We start from the raw sequence: 16,000 nt of genomic DNA on the forward strand, positions 1-16,000 counted from the left end.
GACGGCGGCCGCCGACGCTGCCGTGACGGCGCCTCGGCGGCCACCCGATGTCCTCGCTGCCTTCGGAGTCCTCGGTGCCTTCGGAGTCCTGCGGAGAAGCATCGCGCCAGTGTGGCTGACACTCCGTCAGTAAGGAACCCGTAGGCGCGACTTCAGTCCGAGATCAGGCCCTCGCGGAGCTGGGCCAGGGTGCGGGTCAGCAGGCGGGAGACGTGCATCTGGGAGATGCCGACCTCCTCGCCGATCTGGGACTGGGTCATGTTCGCGAAGAAGCGGAGCATGATGATCCGGCGCTCGCGGGGCGGGAGCTTGGCGAGGAGCGGCTTGAGCGACTCGCGGTACTCGACGCCCTCCAGGGCCGTGTCCTCGTAGCCGAGGCGGTCGGCCAGGGAGCCCTCGCCGCCGTCGTCCTCGGGGGCCGGGGAGTCGAGGGAGGAGGCGGTGTACGCGTTGCCGACGGCGAGGCCGTCGACCACGTCCTCCTCGGAGACACCCAGGACGGCCGCGAGCTCCGTCACCGTCGGGGAGCGGTCCAGCTTCTGGGAGAGCTCGTCGCTGGCCTTGGTGAGGGCCAGGCGCAGCTCCTGGAGGCGGCGCGGGACGCGCACCGACCACGAGGTGTCACGGAAGAAGCGCTTGATCTCGCCCACGACCGTCGGCATCGCGAACGTCGGGAACTCCACGCCCCGTTCGCAGTCGAAGCGGTCGATCGCCTTGATCAGGCCGATGGTGCCGACCTGGACGATGTCCTCCATCGGCTCGTTGCGGCTGCGGAAGCGGGCCGCCGCGTAGCGCACGAGGGGGAGGTTGAGTTCGATCAGGGTGTCCCGGACGTAGGCACGCTCGGGGCTCTCCTCGTCGAGTGCGGCAAGGCGCAGGAACAGGGAGCGGGACAGGGTGCGGGTGTCGAGGTTCTCCGAGACCACCGGGACTTCCGGGGTCGGAGGGGCCTCCAGCGCTGGGGCGCCTTCGATCGCGCCATCGATGCTGTCGAGCACGTCGATGGCGTCGAGCTCCTTGGGCGCTGCCTCGCTTTTCGTGGGCGTGAGCACCTTCGAGCTGCCCTGGTCTGCGGACATGCCACCCCCTTTGGGTCGCGGGACGGTCGCGGCTGCGTTCCCTGGGAGGAACGATGCCTTCACCTGAATACCGGAGCCGGAGCCTCGGCAAACGCGCTTCCGGCAGAATGTCACATGTCGGCAACACGCTGTAGTGACATGTCGACATGCGAGATGTGAATCCGCCCTGGATGAAGGGGGTCTGACGCTTTTTCGACCCTCAACTGTCGGGAAGTGCGCTGGTGAGCGATTCGCTCTCGAAGGTGATGGCTCGATCCTTTTTGCGGTTACGGCCGCACCAAGTCGCCCGGCGCGGGTCTCGGACCGGTAACGGGCCCCTGGGGCGGGCTCTGAGCGGGTCCGGCGAAGTCGGCTGCGGTTCGGCAGCGCCCCGTTAGGGGCGCTGGGGGTACCCCCAGCCTTCGGCTGGGGGAGGAACTGCGCGTCCAGCCACGACGCGCCGCAGTCGGCAGACGGCACATCGCGGCACTTCCGGCGGAGCGCTCAGGCCTCGATGCGGTTCGCCGAGCGCAGGCGCTGGAAGCTGCGGGCCAGGAGGCGGGAGACGTGCATCTGGGAGACGCCGAGCTCCGCGCTGATCTGCGACTGGGTGAGGTTGCTGTAGTAGCGCAGCAGGAGGATCCGCTGCTCCCGCTCGGGGAGTTGGACGAGCAGGTGGCGGACCAGGTCGCGGTGTTCCACGCCGTCCAGGGCCGGGTCCTCGTAGCCGATGCGGTCGAGGAGGCCGGGCAGGCCGTCGCCCTCCTGGGCGGCCTCCAGGGAGGTCGCGTGGTACGACCGGCCGGCCTCGATGCAGGAGAGCACCTCCTCCTCGCTGATCCGCAGCCGTTCGGCGATCTCGGCGGTGGAGGGGGAGCGGCCGAAGGCGGTGGTCAGGTCCTCGGTGGCGCTGTTCACCTGGACCCACAGCTCGTGCAGCCGGCGCGGGACGTGCACGGTGCGGACGTTGTCCCGGAAGTAGCGCTTGATCTCCCCGACGACGGTCGGCATCGCGAAGGTCGGGAACTGCACGCCCCGGTCCGGGTCGAAGCGGTCGATGGCGTTGATCAGGCCGATGGTGCCGACCTGGACGACGTCCTCCATCGGCTCGTTGCGGGAGCGGAAGCGGGCGGCCGCGTAGCGCACGAGCGGGAGGTTCGCCTCGATGAGCGCCGCGCGCACCCGGTTGTGCTCCGGCGTGCCCGGCTTGAGCTCCTTCAGCTGGCCGAAGAGCACCTGGGTCAGCGCCCGGGTGTCGGCGCCCCGACGCTTCTCCGGGGCGGGGGCGGCGCCTTGGGCGGGAGCGGCGGGGGTCTGGGCGGCGGGCTGGGTGGCGGTCTGGGCCGGGGGCTGGATCGGGGCGTGGGCGGGGGTCTGAGCGGGGGCGGGCGCCTCTTCCTGGGGCGGCGCAGAACTGGCCGACACGGTCAACGCCACCTCTTCATCGGTCAATCATCCGTCAAAAGCGGTCATAGCATCACAAGACATGTGCACTGTGTGCAAGCACCTCATAACGTCGTGTTGGGTATTAATACTGGCAAGTTGAGGCATAAGGCGCAGTAAAGCCCCCCGCCGTCGCAGGCGAGGGGCTCGGGATCCGGAAGCCGCCGTACGGCTCAGAACTCGTAGTCGGCGATCACCCACGTGGCGAACTCCCGCCACTGCGCCGCGGCCGCCTGGTGGGCCGGGTGCTCGATGTACCGCTTCAGCGCGTCCGGGTCCTCGACCGCCGAGTTGATCGCGAAGTCGTAGGCGATGGGGCGGTCGGTGATGTTCCAGCCGCACTCCCAGAAGTGCAGCTCCTCGATCTGGTCGCCGAGGGCGAAGAAGGCCTCGGCGCCCGCGACGGCACGCGGATCGTCGCGCTCGACGCCCTCGTTGAGCTTGAAGAGGACCAGGTGGCGGATCATGGCTACTCCCAGTGCGGCTACTTCGCCCCGTCGGCCAGCCAGGTGAAGAAGTCGCCGACGGACTTCGCGGCGTCCGATATGCCTTGGAAGACTATCTGGACCCAGTCCGCCGCCTTGGGCGGGTCCGTGATGATCACGTAGAGCGCGAAGATCACGAGCACGTAGACGGCGATCTTCTTGGCGTTCACCGCCACCTGGCCTCTCCCCTGTCTGGTCCCCCGGCTGCCGGGCGCGAGTGTAACTCTCCGATCGTTTTGTATGACCAACGGCGCGATGGATGCCGGATTTTTTTCTCCGATGCGCCGTTGCCCCGAAGCGTGAACCGATCGCGGGTGTCGCTCCGATGAAGGGCCGAGGGAACGAAGACGGAGGGAACGCACAGATGCTGATGACAACGATGGCCTTCGGGCTCGTCGCCCTGCTGGTCGTGCTCGTCGTGGCGGCGCTGCTCGACTGCGTCCGCACACCGGCGGAGCGGGTCAGGTACGTCCCGAAGTGGCTCTGGCTGCTGTTCCTGCTGCACGCCCCGGTCTTCGGGGCCCTCGTCTGGAACTACGCGGGCAAGCGCCCCGAGCCGTCGGCATAACGCATGAAGGGTGGCTCCGAATCGGAGCCACCCTTCATGTGACAGCGGTAGCGGAGGGATTTGAACCCTCGGTGACTTGCGCCACACTCGCTTTCGAGGCGAGCTCCTTCGGCCGCTCGGACACGCTACCGAGGGAGACCTTACAGCACGGGGGGCCGTGCTCTGAAATCGGTATTCGGGGGCCGGGACAGGCCCCCACGGGCGGGTTCAGCGGGTGCGGAAGAAGTCCGTGAGGAGGCGGGCGGATTCGTCCGCCAGAACGCCCTCGACCACCTCGGGGCGGTGGTTCAGGCGCCGGTCGCGGACGACGTCCCAGAGGGACCCGGCGGCGCCGGCCTTCTCGTCGCGGGCGCCGTAGACGACCCGGTCCACCCGGGACTGGACCAGGGCGCCGGCGCACATCGTGCAGGGCTCCAGCGTGACGACCAGGGTGCAGCCGGTGAGCCGCCACTCCCCGAGCGCCGCGGCGGCCCGGCGCAGGGCGAGGACCTCGGCATGCGCGGTGGGGTCGCCGGTCGCCTCGCGTTCGTTGTGCCCGGCGGCGAGGACCGTCGTACCGTCCGGGGACAGCACGACGGCGCCGACGGGGACGTCCCCGCCCCGGACGGCCCGGGCGGCCTCGGCCAGGGCGAGCCGCATCGCGGCCCGCCAGCGGTCGCGTACCGGGTCGGGGGACCCGGGTGCCTCGTGGAGGGTCAGCGGACGGTCTCCAGGACGTCGGAGGCGCCCAGGGCCTCGGCGATCTCGCTGAGCGCGTCGTCGCTGAGTGACAGCAGCTCCTTCGCGCTCACGCCCAGGTCGTCGAGGATCGCGGCGTCGCCGACCGGGCCGGCCGGCACGGCGGAGCCGTCCCCGTCGTCGTCCTCATCGGCCTCCGGCTCACCGTCCTCGGTGCCGTCGAGGTCGAGGGCGTCCAGGTCGTCGGATTCGTCCTTGGGCTCCCTTCCGAGCAGTTCGTCGGTGAGCAGGAGCTCGCCGTACGAGCTCCGGGCGGCGGCGGCTGCGCTGGAGACGAAGACCCGGGGGTCCTCCTCGCCGTCGACGCGCACGACGCCGAACCAAGCGTCTTCCTGCTCGATGAAGACGAGCACCGTGTCGTCGGCGTCCGACGCCGATTCCCGGGCCAGGTCGGCCAGGTCCGACAGGGTCTCCACATCGTCGAGCTCTGTGTCGCTCGCTTCCCACCCGTCTTCGGTGCGCGCGAGCAGTGCGGCGAAGTACACCGTGACTCTCCCACTGGTCTTAGGCGTGCCGGTTGGGGGTCCCCCCGGCGGAGGTTCTGGGCGGGGAGAGCTGTGCTCCGAGCCCCACCCACTCGGAATCGTGGCAGAAACAAGGCGTTCAGGGGACGTCTTCGGCTCCCTGTGTCTGGCAGTTTTGATCGCACGTATGCAAAGAGGCTTCCATGCGTCCGTCAACGCAGCCACCAGCGCACTCGTTGCCGCCACCTGCGGATCGTACGCGGGTTTTCCCGCAGCCCACGCACGGCCTTCCCTATGACGGACCGCAACGCGCCACAAGCAGTGGATCTTTGCCGAAGGATCGGCTTTACGACTCTTGCCGAGTCTTGTGGGCTCTTACCGGGTCCTGGGGACTCCTACCGATTCCTACCAGCGGAACGTCCGCATGCGCAGTGCGTGCCGCAGCCGGGCCGCCTTGGCGCGGCGGGGCTGGACCCGGTCACGCAGGGCCCGCGCCTCGGCGAGCTCGCGCAGGAACAGGGCCCGGCGGCGGCGCCGCTCGGCCTCCGTCTCGCCCTCGGGCGCGCCGTACGCACGGTCGGCCCGCTCGGGCCCCTCAGACAGCTCAGGCACGGTCACACCACCCCCGTCCGACACCTCCACTTTCCCCCGGATGGAGGGTTTGATGCCAGCGTGGGCCTGCCCGGGGCTGCGCGAGGTGGGCGGGGGCGCGGTTACTGTTGTGGACATGCGTCTCCACGTCGTCGACCACCCTCTGGTCGCCCACAAGCTCACCACGCTGCGCGACCAGCGCACCGACTCCGCGACGTTCCGGCGGCTCGCCGACGAACTGGTCACCCTGCTCGCCTACGAGGCGACGCGGGACGTGCGGACCGAGGCCGTCGACATCCAGACCCCGGTGGCCGCCACGACCGGCGTCAAGCTCGCCCGTCCGCGCCCGCTGGTGGTGCCGATCCTGCGGGCCGGGCTCGGCATGCTGGACGGCATGGTCCGGCTGCTGCCGACCGCCGAGGTGGGCTTCCTGGGCATGATCCGCAACGAGGAGACGCTCCAGGCGTCCACGTACGCGTCGCGGATGCCGGAGGACCTCTCCGGGCGCCAGGTGTACGTCCTGGACCCGATGCTGGCCACGGGCGGCACGCTGGTCGCGGCGATCCGCGAGCTCATCAAGCGCGGCGCGGACGACGTGACGGCGGTCGTGCTGCTGGCCGCGCCCGAGGGCGTCGAGCTCATGGAGCGGGAGCTGGCGGGAACGCCGGTCACGGTGGTGACGGCGGCGGTGGACGACCACCTCAACGAGCACGGGTACATCGTGCCGGGGCTGGGGGACGCGGGGGACCGGCTGTACGGGGCGGCCGAGTAGCGAGCCGTTCTCCGGCGGTCCGAGCCGCGGTTCTTCGGTCCGCCGCCGCATGGTGCCCGGCGGGCCGTTCGCTTCGGCGTACCGCGCCCCGCCTCTTTGACCGCCGCGACGGTGATCAGCCACGACGGCGGAGTCCGGCGGTGCCTCGCGGTATCCGGCGGGGCGTTCGCCTGGGCGCCGTAGCCGGGTGCGGGTGCGGTCGGCGGCCGCGGGAGCGTCGTGGCTGGTCGCGCAGTTCCTCCCCCAGCCTTCGGCCGGGGGTACCCCCAGCGCCCCTTACGAGGCGTCGCCTTACGGGGCGCTGTTCAGCAGGCCTTCTTCGAAGTGGACGCCGTCGGTGTGGGGTTGGACAGGGCCGTGATCGCCTTGGCGGCCGTCGCCTGGGGGGTCAGGGCCTTGAAGGCGTTGCCCAGGATCAGGTCCACGGCAGCGCCCTTGCGGCCCGCCTCCGTGCGCTGGTCGGCGGCCGTCACCTGGGTGGCCAGGACCGGGAGCGAGGTCTTCAGGGCCGAGGCCGGGCCGAGCAGTATCGCCGTGCCCTTGACCTTCTGGTCGAACCTCGCCGGTGCGTTGCCGATGTCGCCGATCTTGAAGCCGCGCTTCTTCAGTTCGTCGGCGGTGTCCTTGGCCAGGCCCGTGCGGGTCGTGGCGTTGTAGACGTTCACCGTGATCTGGGCCGGCTTCGGCAGTGTCACGGCCGGCTTACCGGCCGACGCACCGGCCGCGGGACTCGCGCTGGTGGCGGCCTGCTTGACGCAGTCGCCCGCCGAGCCGGCCGCGGACGCCGTCCCGCCGCCGCCCGTGAAGACGTCGATGAGCTGCAGGGTGCCCCAGCCGACCAAGCCGAGCGCGGTGACGGAGGCGACCATGGAGAGGACGAGCCGGGCACGTCGTCGGCGCGGGCGCATGCGAGGGTATTTGTCCCCTGTGATCCGGTACTGGCCGCCCATGCCGGGGGGAGTCAGCATGCTCATGAGCGCAGCGTAGTGCGCCACGGGTGCGTTGACTAATAGATGATCATCTGACGGTGCTCGGTCCAACCCGAAAGGGCCAACCGGCGGCAAATGCCGGATGGCAGGCGGGTGTCAGGCGGGTGTCAGCCGAGTTCGAGCACGCGCGCGTGCAGCACCTGACGCTGCTGGAGGGCGGCGCGGACCGCACGGTGCAGCCCGTCCTCCAGGTACAGGTCGCCCTGCCACTTCACGACGTGCGCGAAGAGGTCGCCGTAGAACGTCGAGTCCTCGGCGAGGAGGGTCTCCAGGTCGAGCTGCCCCTTGGTCGTCACGAGCTGATCGAGGCGGACCGGGCGCGGTGCGACGTCCGCCCACTGCCGGGTGCTCTCCCGGCCGTGGTCGGGGTACGGCCGGCCGTTTCCGATGCGCTTGAAGATCACACGGAAAGCCTACCGGTCCAGACGTTCCGGGCGCAGCCATGGCGACCGAGTGCGACGCTGGAAAAGACTCCGTAAAGGTCATCAAACGGGCTAAAAGGGAACAGGGGGTCCGATGATGAGTGCCGGCGAGGCCGACGAAGCAGGTGCCACGACCCCGGGCACGACTCCGGCCACGACCTCGGCCACGTCTCCGGCCATGACCCCGGCCAGGGACGCAGCCGACCCCGCGGGCGCCACTGACTCCGCGGGCGGCACCGGTCCCGCGGGCGCCACCGGTCCCGCAGACCCCGTGGTCGCCGGGATCGCCGCCGGGTACGCCTTCGACGGTCAGGCGCTGGAGCTCGGTGCCCTGGTCTGGGACGGGCGGTGCCGTCCCGACGCCCCGGTCCGCATTCCCCTCCCCATGCTCAACCGGCACGGCCTGGTCGCCGGCGCCACCGGCACCGGCAAGACCAAGACGCTCCAGCTGATCGCCGAGCAACTCTCGGCGCAGGGCGTCCCGGTGTTCCTGGCGGACATCAAGGGCGACCTGTCCGGCATCGCCCGCCCCGGGCAGCCGAACGACAGGGTCCGGGGCCGGACCGGCGAGGTGGGGCAGGAGTGGACGGCGACCGGCTTCCCCGCCGAGTTCCTCGCGCTCGGCGGCCTCGGCCACGGCATCCCCGTCCGGGCGACGATCACCAGCTTCGGACCGGTGCTGCTGTCGAAGGCGCTCCAGCTCAACCAGACCCAGGAACAGTCCCTGGGCCTGATCTTCCACTACGCCGACACCAAGGGCCTGGAGCTGATCGACCTCAAGGACCTCAGGGCGGTGGTCGCCTTCCTCACCTCCGACGAGGGCAAGGCGGAACTGAAGAACATCGGCGGGCTGTCGACGGCCACCGCCGGGGTGATCCTGCGCTCGCTCACCGCCTTCGAGGCCCAGGGCATGGCGGACTTCTTCGGCGAGCCGGAGTTCGACACGGCCGACCTGCTGCGCAGGGCACCGGACGGCCGGGGCGTCGTCTCGGTCCTCGAACTCCCCGCCGTCCAGGACCGGCCCCTTCTCTTCTCCACCTTCCTGATGTGGCTGCTCGCCGACCTCTTCCACGACCTCCCCGAGATCGGTGACGCCGACCGGCCCGGGCTGGTCTTCTTCTTCGACGAGGCGCACCTGCTGTTCAACGACGCCTCGAAGGCGTTCCTGGACTCGATCACGCAGACCGTGCGCCTCATTCGCTCGAAAGGGGTCGGCGTCTTCTTCGTCACGCAGACCCCGAAGGACGTACCGTCCGACGTCCTCGCCCAGCTCGGCAACCGCGTCCAGCATGCGCTCAGGGCCTTCACCCCGGAGGACCAGAAGGCGCTGCGGGCGACCGTGCAGACCTTCCCGAAGTCGTCGTACGACCTCGAAGAGCTGCTCACCGGGCTCGGTATCGGCGAGGCCGTGGTGACCGTGCTCAGCGAGACGGGCGCCCCGACGCCGGTCGCGGCGACCCGGCTGCGGGCCCCCGAGTCCCTGATGGGGCCGGTGGACGCGGCGGAACTGGACGCGGCGGTGCGTGGGTCCGCGCTCTACGGGCGTTATGCACAGGCTGTGGACCGGGAGTCGGCGTACGAGAAGCTGCAGCGGACGCCGGCCGAGCCGAGGGCCCCGAAAGCTCCGAAAGCTCAGCAAACCCCGAAGGAAGAACCGTCGCTGGTCGAACAGGTGGTCAGCAGCGGGATGTTCAAGTCCCTCGCCCGGTCGGTGGGCACCCAGCTCGGCCGGGAGATCACGCGGTCGCTGTTCGGCACGGCCCGCAGACGCAGGTGAGCCGGGAACCGGGAGCCGGGGGCCGGGCGCCCCGCACGGGCCGCCCGGTTCCGGCCTCTCCGGTCCGAGGGATCAACCGCGTTTCTGCTCCTGCGGTAGCGGCCTCGACGGCTCCGCCGTCTTCGTCTCCGGCTTCGGCGTGCTGCGGACGGCTTCCGCGCGCAGCAGGGCGCGCAGGACCGCGTACGGGTCTGAGGACATGACTGTGTTCCTTGCGTAGAGCTGACTGGCCTGGGGGGAGTGCGGGACAGGCAGGTCGGTCAGCAGCGCAGGACCACGGTGCGCAGGAGGGGTGTGGCGTACGGCGGACGCGGTGTCGTCGGGCAGGGGCGGTGGCGGTCCGCCGGGCCGGCGGGCGGCGCCGCGTCGGGGAGCGGCGCGAGGCGCTGGGGTACGTCGGCGCGGTGGACGGCGCGGGCGGGTGGCCGTAGCGGGGTGTCGAGGACGTCGTGCTCGGCGGTCTCCGCCGAGACGGTCGCGGTGGCCGCCGCGAGCGCCTCCGCCGCCGTCGGGACGCCGGCCAGCAGCAGGGCGAGCAGCAGCACGAGCGCCCGCGGCCAGACGGGGCCTGGCCGCGGGCGGCGTCCGGTCGGGGGACCGCTGCTCATGGCGGTCATCTCCCCGCGTGGTGGGCGGTGTTCATCGCGCGGGGCGCGAGATCCGCTCGCTCGGCGTACCGGCGAGGCGTGAAGTTGACGAAACCGACGGGCCGGTGCCGACGAGGCCCGCGCTCGCTCGGCATCCGCACGTTCGGTCTGCGGCCACGGGGCGGCCGGCGACGCTCACAGGGCCTGCGGGATCTGCTGGGCGCGGCCGCGGATGCCGAACGCCGTGACGATCTCGACGATGCCGACGACGACCAGCCAGATGCCGGCGACGAGGGTGAGCACCGCGACCGACCTGAACGGCGAGACGATCAGCACGATGCCGGCGACGAAGGTGACGATCCCGAGGAAGATCATCCAGCCGCGGGCGGGCATTCTGTGGTCGTGTACGGCGGCGAGCGTCTGGGTGATTCCGCGGATCAGCCAGCCGATCCCGATCCACAGGGCGAGCAGCAGGATCGACTCCAGAGGGCCCCGGAAGCAGAACAGGCCCAGCAGGATCGACAGTGCGCCGCTGATGAAGGCCAGCACGCGCAGCGAGGTCGTCTTGTGCGTGCCGAACGCGGCCACCAGCTGGAAGACGCCGCTGATCAGCAGATAGATGCCGAAGAGCACACCGGCGGCGAGCAGCGAGGCGCCGGGCCAGACGAGGATCAGGATGCCGAGGATCAGGGATGCGATCCCGGTGAGCAGGACGGTCTGCCAGGCGGCCTTGGAGAGGGCGTGCAGCGGTCCCTCGAAGGGCGGTTCGGGCTCGGGCCGAGCGGTGCCGGTGGCATGCGCCTTCCGGTCGTCGTCGGCGGGGCCGGTGCTGGGGGGCTCGGTCATGGTTACAGCTGAGACCGACGGGGGCGGCCCTGCCAGCAGGACAGGGCCGGACGGGTGAGCCCTCGGATCCGGTCGGGGGAGTCCCTACTTCCCACCCGCCTTCGCGGCCTTCGCCGCCGCCTTCATCTCCTGCTTGTGGGCTCGCACCTTCGCCAGCGACTCGGGCCCGGTGATGTCGGCCACCGACCGGAACGCCGCCGCCTCCCCGTACGCCCCCGCCGCTTCCCGCCACCCCTTCGGCGTCACCCCCAGCTGCTTTCCCAGCAGCGCCAGGAAGATCTGCGCCTTCTGCTTCCCGAACCCGGGCAGTTCCTGGAGCCGCCCGAGCAGCTCCGCCCCGCTGTCGACGTCACGCCAGATGCCCTCGGCGTCACCGTCGTAGTGCTCGACGAGGTACTGGCACAACTGCTGGATTCTCTTGGCCATCGAGCCGGGGTACCGGTGCACGGCCGGCTTCTCGGAGAGCAGTGCGGCGAAGGCCTCCGGGTCCCGGGCGGCGATCTCGTGCGCGTCCAGGTCGTCCGTGCCCATGCGCTGCGCGATGGTCGCCGGCCCCTTGAACGCCCACTCCATCGGCACCTGCTGGTCGAGCAGCATGCCGGTGAGCGCGGCGAGCTTGCTGCGGCTGAGGAGTCCGTCGGCCTCGGGGTCCTGGGCGAGATGCAGGGCGGGGGAGTCGGCGTTGGCGTCCATGGCTCGATGATCCCGCGCCAGGACTGCCCTCGCGCGCCCGCGGCGGCCCGGCCTCTTGGCTTGCCCCACCCCTCACGTACGATTCCTCCGCGATTCAGCTTAGGTAAGGCTAACCTCAGACAAGGGGGTCACCGGGTGACCATCGAGACGTACCGCGACGCCTGGGGCATCCCGCATCTGCGGGCGGCCGACGCCCGCGAACTCGCCCGCGCGCAGGGCCGGGTGACGGCCCATGACCGGGCCTGGCAACTGGAGGTGGAACGGCACCGCGCGCAGGGCACCTCGGCGTCCTTCCTCGGCACCCCGGCCGTCGCCTGGGACGTCTTCGCCCGCCGGGCCCGCCTGGCGGACACGGCGAGACGTTGCTTCGAGGCGCTGGAGAGACGGGACCCGGAGACGGCGGAGTGGGTACGGGCGTACGTGGCCGGCGTCAATGAGGGCCTGCCGGCCGGCGCCGCCCGCACGCCCGAGTTCGCCCGCACCGGCCTGACCCCCGGCACCTGGGAGCCCTGGCATCCCCTGGCTATCTGGCTGGCCACCCACATCCTGTTCGCCGGCTTCCCGGCCAAGCTGTGGCGCGAGGAGGCAATACGGCACCTGGGCGAGGAGGCGGTCCCGCTCTTCGCCACGGACGGCCCCACCACCGCCGGCAGCAACGGCTGGCTCCTCGCGGGCCCCCGCACCACCACCGGCCACGCCCTCCTCGCCGGTGACCCCCACCGCTTCATCGAAGCGCCCGGGGTCTACCAGCAGATCCACCTCGCCTGCCCGGAGTTCGACGTCATCGGCCTGGCGGTCCCGGGCGTCCCCGGCATCGCCCACTTCGCCCACACGGGCACGGTCGCCTGGTCCATCACCAACGCGATGGCCGACTACCAGGACCTCTACCGGGAGCGCCTGCGGCGCACGGTGACCGGCGTGGAGGCCCTCGCCCCCGACGGCACCTGGACCCCGGCCGCCCACCACACGGAGACGATCGAGGTCTCCGGCAACCCCCCAGTACGGATCGAGGTACTCGAAACCCCCCGGGGCCCGGTCATCGCCGGGGGGCCGGAGGGTCCGGGGACGGGGCCGGTGGAGGGTCCGGGGACGGGGCCGGTGGAGGGTTCGGAGGGTCTGGAGGCGGGGGCGGCGGTGGGTCTGGCAGGTCTGGAGGCGGGGGCGGCGGTGGGTCCGGCAGGTCTGGAGACGAGGGCGGTGGAGGCGGCGGCGGGGACGAAGAAGGAGGCGACGGGGGCGATGGTGACGGGGACGATGGAGGTGGCGGCGATGGAGGTGGCGGAGACGGCGGACGTGCTCGACCGCGAACTTCGCACGCCTCTCGCCCCGCCCGCCGAACGGCCTGCTGTCGCGCACGCACCGGCAGCCGCCGACGGCGGTCGGCCCCCGCGGGGGCCACTCGCACCCGACGACGAAAGCCGCACGGGTGGTGCGGGTGGGAAGACATCCGCCGATGGCGGAGCCGAGGCGTTGGCGCTCCGCTACCCGCCCCGCGTCACCGAAGACCTCGGCTTCAGCGCCCTCCTCCCCCTCCTCCGCGCCCGCCACGTCACCGACGTCGACCGGGCCTTCGACGCCTGGGCCGAGCCCGTCAACGTCGTCCACGCCGCCGACACCGCCGGAGGCCTCCTGCACCGCGTCGCCGGTCGCGTCCCCGTCCGCTCCCGCACCAACCGCACCCGTCTCGCCCCAGCCTGGCTCCCCGGCCACGACTGGCAGGGCTGGCACGAGATGCCGTACGGCGACATCACCGACGGCGTGGCAGTGATGGCGAACCAGCGCGGCCCGGCCACCCCCCTCGGCGTCGAGTTCGCCCCGCCCCACCGCGCCGACCGCATCCGCACCCTCCTCGGCGAGCGCCGCACCTGGTCCGCCGCCGACATGCCCGCGATCCACACCGACACCCACCTGGCCTCCGCCACCCCCCTCCTCGACCGCCTGGCCGCCCTCGACGACCTCACCCCCGAGGCGGGCAGGCTCCGCGACCGCCTCCTCGCCTGGGACCGCCGGATGGACGCCGACAGCACCGGCGCCGCCGCCTACGCGGCCGTACGCTCCGCCGTCGTACGGCACCTCGCCGCCCACCCCGCCTTCGCCGCCCTCACCGAACCCCCGGCCCGCCCCGAGGTCCTGCTCCCCTGGCTGGCCCTCACCCCCCGGATCGCCTTCGCCCTCGAACACCTGCTGAGGGCGGAGGAGTTGTACGGCGTCGACCGCCCCGCCGTCGTACGCGCGGCCGTGGAAGACGTCGCGGCAGGCCGGCCCACCGGCACCTGGGGCGACACCCACCGCCTCACTCCCTGGCAGGCGCTGCCCGAGCCGTCGTACGACGACGGACCGGCCCTGTCCGGTGACCACGACTGCGTGCTGTGCACCTCCGCCGTCCCCGGCCTCACCGACCGCTCCGCGCGCGGCCCGGCCGCCCGGTACGTCTGGGACCTGGCCCATCGCGACGACAGCCGCTGGGTGGTCCCGCTCGGCGCGGACGGCGTCCCCGGCGCACCCCACCACACCGACCAACTCCCCCTGTGGCTCAAGGGAGACCTGGCCCCGGTCGTCACCGACTGGGACCGACTGGAACGCGTAGACCTCGCAGACCTCGCAGACCTCGCAGAGCGAGCAGAACTCACGGAAGAGAACGATGTCTGAGCACCACGAACACCACGACCACCACGGACACCACCCCGTCCTCGAACACCCCGTCCCCGGCTTCGGCACCGTCCGTCTCCGCCCCCTGGACCCCGAGCGCGACGCGGCCGTCGTCCACACCTGGGTCAGTGCGGAACGCGCCGCCTTCTGGGGCATGACCGGCCTCACCCGCCCCCAGGTCGCCGAGATCTACGCCCACATGGCCACCCTCGACACCCACCACGCGTACCTCGCCGAGAAGGACGGCACCCCGGTCGGGCTCCTCCAGACGTACGAGCCGGAGGCCGACCGGGTGAGCGAGTGCTACGACGTCCGCCCCGGCGACATCGGCGTCCACGTCCTCCTCGCCCCGCCCGGACCCGAAGGCCCCCGCCCCGGCTGGACGGAGGCCCTCCTGACCACCTTCACGGCGTACGCCCTGCGCACCCTCGACCGCCGGCGCATCGTCGTGGACCCGGACGTCCGCAACGAGAAGGCGATCGCCCGCTTCCGGCGCCAGGGCTTCGAGCTAGGCCCGGCCGTCGTACTCCCCGAGATCGATCTCCCCGACGTCCACCTGCCCGAAAAGCGCGCTCAACTGGCTTTTCTCACCCGGCCGGTAGCCTTCCCGGATGTCCCGGATGCTGACTCCCGATGACCTCATCGCCCACTACGGCCTGGAGCCGATCCCCCGCGAGGGCGGCCTGTTCCGTGAGACCTGGGCCGGTCCCGCACGCGCCGACGGCCGCCCCGAGGGCACCGCGATCGTGGTCCTCCTCACCGCCGACGACTACTCGGCCCTGCACCGCCTCCCCACCGACGAGATCTGGCACTTCTACCTGGGCGACCCCCTCGACCTCCTGCTCCTCGCCCCCGACGGCACCACCCGCACCTCCGTCCTCGGCCCCGACCTCCTGGGCGGCCAGCATCTCCAGCTGACCGTCCCGGCCGGCACCTGGATGGGCGCCCGCGTGACACCCCCGGGCGCCTGGACCCTCTTCGGCTGCACCATGGCCCCCGGATTCACCTTCGAGGGCTACGAACACGGGAACGCGGCCCACCTCACGGCGCGTTACCCGTCCGAAGCCGCCCGCATCACGGAACTCTGCCGTCCATGACCCACCTACTGGACGGACAGATCGCCCTGGTCACGGGCGCGAGCGGCGGTATCGGCCGGGCCATCGCGCGGCGCCTGGCGGAGGAGGGCGCGGCGGTGGCCCTGCACTGCCGTACGGCGGTACGGGCGGCCCACGAGGCGGCCTCGGGCATCACGGCCGGCGGCGGCAGGGCGACGGTCGTACAGGGCGACCTGAGCGACGAGGAGACCTGCCACCGCGTCGTCCGCGAGGCCGCGGAGTGGGGCGGCGGACGGCTGACGGCGCTGGTCGACAACGCGGCCGTACAGCCCGTACAGCCCCTGCCCGGCATGACCGCGGCCGACTGGCGCGCGGTCGTCGACACCAATCTCACCAGCGTCTTCGCCTGCACCCAGGCCGCCGCCGAGATCATGCGCGCCCAGGCCGGCGGCGGCACGATCACCCACATCGCCTCCATCGAGGCGACCCACCCGGCCCCTGGCCACGCGCACTACAGCACGGCGAAGGCGGCCGTGGTCATGCACGCGAGGGCGGCCGCGCTGGAGTACGGCCGCCTCGGTATCCGCGTCAACACCGTCTCCCCGGGCCTGATCGACCGGGAGGGGCTGGCGGCGGACTGGCCGGAGGGGGTGCGGAGATGGCAGGAGGCGGTGCCCACGGGCCGGTTGGGAAGCGCGGACGACGTGGCGAACGCCGTCGTCTTCCTGGCCTCGCCGCTCGCGTCCTGGATCACCGGCCACGACCTGGTGGTCGACGGCGGGGTGTCGGCGCGCCCGACGTGGTGACGTCTCCACCCCTCGAACCCCCCCCACTCACCCGCAGACAAAATGAGCACTACAGGC

The 16,000-nt window shown here is 71.7% G+C and carries 20 protein-coding genes and 1 tRNA gene; 7 read left to right on the top strand and 14 right to left on the bottom strand.

Annotated features, from left to right (window positions below):
- Positions 1-152: 152 nt before the first annotated feature.
- The 4 genes from KVT45_RS09525 to KVT45_RS09540 all read right to left on the bottom strand — a co-directional run bounded on the left by KVT45_RS09525 (position 153) and on the right by KVT45_RS09540 (position 3,162).
- Positions 153-1,079: an RNA polymerase sigma factor SigF gene (locus tag KVT45_RS09525; RefSeq protein ID WP_217546060.1), complete on the bottom strand. Its 927-nt coding sequence runs from the start codon at positions 1,077-1,079 to the stop codon at positions 153-155.
- Positions 1,080-1,562: 483 nt separating this feature from the next.
- The gene (locus KVT45_RS09530; protein ID WP_217546196.1) at positions 1,563-2,489 is read right to left on the bottom strand and encodes an RNA polymerase sigma factor SigF; all 927 of its coding nucleotides are present in this window, start codon (positions 2,487-2,489) and stop codon (positions 1,563-1,565) included.
- A gap of 185 nt (positions 2,490-2,674) precedes the next feature.
- Entirely contained in the window at positions 2,675-2,968 is a 294-nt protein-coding gene (locus KVT45_RS09535; protein ID WP_217546061.1) for a Dabb family protein, read from the bottom strand.
- A gap of 17 nt (positions 2,969-2,985) precedes the next feature.
- Positions 2,986-3,162 (bottom strand): hypothetical protein, encoded by a 177-nt coding sequence (locus KVT45_RS09540; protein WP_089100593.1) that lies wholly within the window; start codon positions 3,160-3,162, stop codon positions 2,986-2,988.
- Positions 3,163-3,350: 188 nt separating this feature from the next.
- Between KVT45_RS09540 and KVT45_RS09545 the strand changes: the two genes are divergently transcribed.
- Positions 3,351-3,554: a PLDc N-terminal domain-containing protein gene (locus KVT45_RS09545; RefSeq protein ID WP_217546062.1), complete on the top strand. Its 204-nt coding sequence runs from the start codon at positions 3,351-3,353 to the stop codon at positions 3,552-3,554.
- 45 nt (positions 3,555-3,599) lie between these two features.
- Here the strand turns inward: KVT45_RS09545 and KVT45_RS09550 are convergent.
- The 4 genes from KVT45_RS09550 to KVT45_RS09565 form a co-directional block, all read right to left on the bottom strand.
- A tRNA-Ser gene (locus KVT45_RS09550) sits at positions 3,600-3,684 on the bottom strand.
- A 77-nt stretch (positions 3,685-3,761) separates the two neighbouring features.
- On the bottom strand, positions 3,762-4,193 hold the full coding sequence (gene tadA / locus KVT45_RS09555) for a tRNA adenosine(34) deaminase TadA (RefSeq protein WP_254646496.1): 432 nt from the start codon (positions 4,191-4,193) through the stop codon (positions 3,762-3,764).
- A 56-nt stretch (positions 4,194-4,249) separates the two neighbouring features.
- Positions 4,250-4,777 carry a hypothetical protein gene (locus tag KVT45_RS09560; protein ID WP_217546063.1) on the bottom strand — a complete coding sequence of 176 codons (528 nt, stop codon included), beginning with the start codon at positions 4,775-4,777 and terminating at the stop codon, positions 4,250-4,252.
- A 384-nt stretch (positions 4,778-5,161) separates the two neighbouring features.
- Positions 5,162-5,359 carry a hypothetical protein gene (locus KVT45_RS09565; RefSeq protein WP_217546198.1) on the bottom strand — a complete coding sequence of 66 codons (198 nt, stop codon included), beginning with the start codon at positions 5,357-5,359 and terminating at the stop codon, positions 5,162-5,164.
- 124 nt (positions 5,360-5,483) lie between these two features.
- Between KVT45_RS09565 and upp the strand changes: the two genes are divergently transcribed.
- Positions 5,484-6,119, top strand: coding sequence for a uracil phosphoribosyltransferase (upp, locus tag KVT45_RS09570; protein ID WP_217546064.1), 636 nt, complete (start codon positions 5,484-5,486; stop codon positions 6,117-6,119).
- A gap of 305 nt (positions 6,120-6,424) precedes the next feature.
- Here upp and KVT45_RS09575 read toward each other — a convergent pair whose 3' ends face one another.
- The gene (locus tag KVT45_RS09575) at positions 6,425-7,093 is read right to left on the bottom strand and encodes a LytR C-terminal domain-containing protein (protein WP_254646497.1); all 669 of its coding nucleotides are present in this window, start codon (positions 7,091-7,093) and stop codon (positions 6,425-6,427) included.
- Between the two features lie 122 nt (positions 7,094-7,215).
- Positions 7,216-7,512 (bottom strand): type II toxin-antitoxin system VapB family antitoxin, encoded by a 297-nt coding sequence (locus tag KVT45_RS09580; RefSeq protein ID WP_003955420.1) that lies wholly within the window; start codon positions 7,510-7,512, stop codon positions 7,216-7,218.
- Positions 7,513-7,708: 196 nt separating this feature from the next.
- Between KVT45_RS09580 and KVT45_RS09585 the strand changes: the two genes are divergently transcribed.
- Positions 7,709-9,307 carry a helicase HerA-like domain-containing protein gene (locus KVT45_RS09585; RefSeq protein WP_217546200.1) on the top strand — a complete coding sequence of 533 codons (1,599 nt, stop codon included), beginning with the start codon at positions 7,709-7,711 and terminating at the stop codon, positions 9,305-9,307.
- A gap of 72 nt (positions 9,308-9,379) precedes the next feature.
- On the opposite strand, the gene KVT45_RS57630 is transcribed toward KVT45_RS09585, so the two are convergent.
- The 4 genes from KVT45_RS57630 to KVT45_RS09600 all read right to left on the bottom strand — a co-directional run bounded on the left by KVT45_RS57630 (position 9,380) and on the right by KVT45_RS09600 (position 11,433).
- Positions 9,380-9,508 carry a hypothetical protein gene (locus KVT45_RS57630; protein ID WP_302832484.1) on the bottom strand — a complete coding sequence of 43 codons (129 nt, stop codon included), beginning with the start codon at positions 9,506-9,508 and terminating at the stop codon, positions 9,380-9,382.
- Positions 9,509-9,567: 59 nt separating this feature from the next.
- Complete coding sequence (locus KVT45_RS09590; protein WP_217546065.1) at positions 9,568-9,915, bottom strand: hypothetical protein; 348 nt, start codon at positions 9,913-9,915, stop codon at positions 9,568-9,570.
- 174 nt (positions 9,916-10,089) lie between these two features.
- Complete coding sequence (locus KVT45_RS09595; protein ID WP_217546066.1) at positions 10,090-10,740, bottom strand: HdeD family acid-resistance protein; 651 nt, start codon at positions 10,738-10,740, stop codon at positions 10,090-10,092.
- A gap of 84 nt (positions 10,741-10,824) precedes the next feature.
- Positions 10,825-11,433, bottom strand: coding sequence for an HhH-GPD-type base excision DNA repair protein (locus KVT45_RS09600; protein WP_217546067.1), 609 nt, complete (start codon positions 11,431-11,433; stop codon positions 10,825-10,827).
- Between the two features lie 135 nt (positions 11,434-11,568).
- On the opposite strand from KVT45_RS09600, the gene KVT45_RS09605 reads away from it, so the two are divergent.
- The 4 genes from KVT45_RS09605 to KVT45_RS09620 are packed head-to-tail and all read left to right on the top strand — an operon-like array spanning position 11,569 to position 15,943.
- A complete protein-coding gene (locus KVT45_RS09605; protein WP_217546068.1) occupies positions 11,569-14,082 on the top strand; it encodes a penicillin acylase family protein in 2,514 nt (837 codons plus the stop codon).
- Positions 14,075-14,719, top strand: a complete 645-nt coding sequence (locus KVT45_RS09610) for a GNAT family N-acetyltransferase (protein ID WP_217546069.1) — start codon at positions 14,075-14,077, stop codon at positions 14,717-14,719. Before KVT45_RS09605 ends, KVT45_RS09610 begins: the two co-directional genes overlap by 8 nt.
- A complete protein-coding gene (locus KVT45_RS09615; RefSeq protein ID WP_217546201.1) occupies positions 14,706-15,179 on the top strand; it encodes a cupin domain-containing protein in 474 nt (157 codons plus the stop codon). The genes KVT45_RS09610 and KVT45_RS09615 overlap by 14 nt, the downstream gene beginning before the upstream one ends.
- A complete protein-coding gene (locus KVT45_RS09620; RefSeq protein ID WP_217546070.1) occupies positions 15,176-15,943 on the top strand; it encodes an SDR family NAD(P)-dependent oxidoreductase in 768 nt (255 codons plus the stop codon). Before KVT45_RS09615 ends, KVT45_RS09620 begins: the two co-directional genes overlap by 4 nt.
- Positions 15,944-16,000: the final 57 nt, after the last annotated feature.

It is taken from the genome of Streptomyces sp. GbtcB6 (assembly GCF_019091475.1).
GTDB lineage: Bacteria > Actinomycetota > Actinomycetes > Streptomycetales > Streptomycetaceae > Streptomyces > Streptomyces hyaluromycini.

Coding starts and splice junctions, on each gene's coding strand:
- KVT45_RS09535 (WP_217546061.1), bottom strand. CDS start 2,968: ATGATCCGCCACCTGGTCCTCTTCAAGCTCAACGAGGGCGTCGAGCGC.
- KVT45_RS09595 (WP_217546066.1), bottom strand. CDS start 10,740: ATGACCGAGCCCCCCAGCACCGGCCCCGCCGACGACGACCGGAAGGCG.
- KVT45_RS09590 (WP_217546065.1), bottom strand. CDS start 9,915: ATGAGCAGCGGTCCCCCGACCGGACGCCGCCCGCGGCCAGGCCCCGTC.
- KVT45_RS09600 (WP_217546067.1), bottom strand. CDS start 11,433: ATGGACGCCAACGCCGACTCCCCCGCCCTGCATCTCGCCCAGGACCCC.
- KVT45_RS09585 (WP_217546200.1), top strand. CDS start 7,709: ATGACCCCGGCCAGGGACGCAGCCGACCCCGCGGGCGCCACTGACTCC.
- KVT45_RS09545 (WP_217546062.1), top strand. CDS start 3,351: ATGCTGATGACAACGATGGCCTTCGGGCTCGTCGCCCTGCTGGTCGTG.
- KVT45_RS09525 (WP_217546060.1), bottom strand. CDS start 1,079: ATGTCCGCAGACCAGGGCAGCTCGAAGGTGCTCACGCCCACGAAAAGC.
- KVT45_RS57630 (WP_302832484.1), bottom strand. CDS start 9,508: ATGTCCTCAGACCCGTACGCGGTCCTGCGCGCCCTGCTGCGCGCGGAA.
- tadA (WP_254646496.1), bottom strand. CDS start 4,193: ATGCGGCTCGCCCTGGCCGAGGCCGCCCGGGCCGTCCGGGGCGGGGAC.
- KVT45_RS09575 (WP_254646497.1), bottom strand. CDS start 7,093: ATGAGCATGCTGACTCCCCCCGGCATGGGCGGCCAGTACCGGATCACA.
- KVT45_RS09620 (WP_217546070.1), top strand. CDS start 15,176: ATGACCCACCTACTGGACGGACAGATCGCCCTGGTCACGGGCGCGAGC.
- upp (WP_217546064.1), top strand. CDS start 5,484: ATGCGTCTCCACGTCGTCGACCACCCTCTGGTCGCCCACAAGCTCACC.
- KVT45_RS09610 (WP_217546069.1), top strand. CDS start 14,075: ATGTCTGAGCACCACGAACACCACGACCACCACGGACACCACCCCGTC.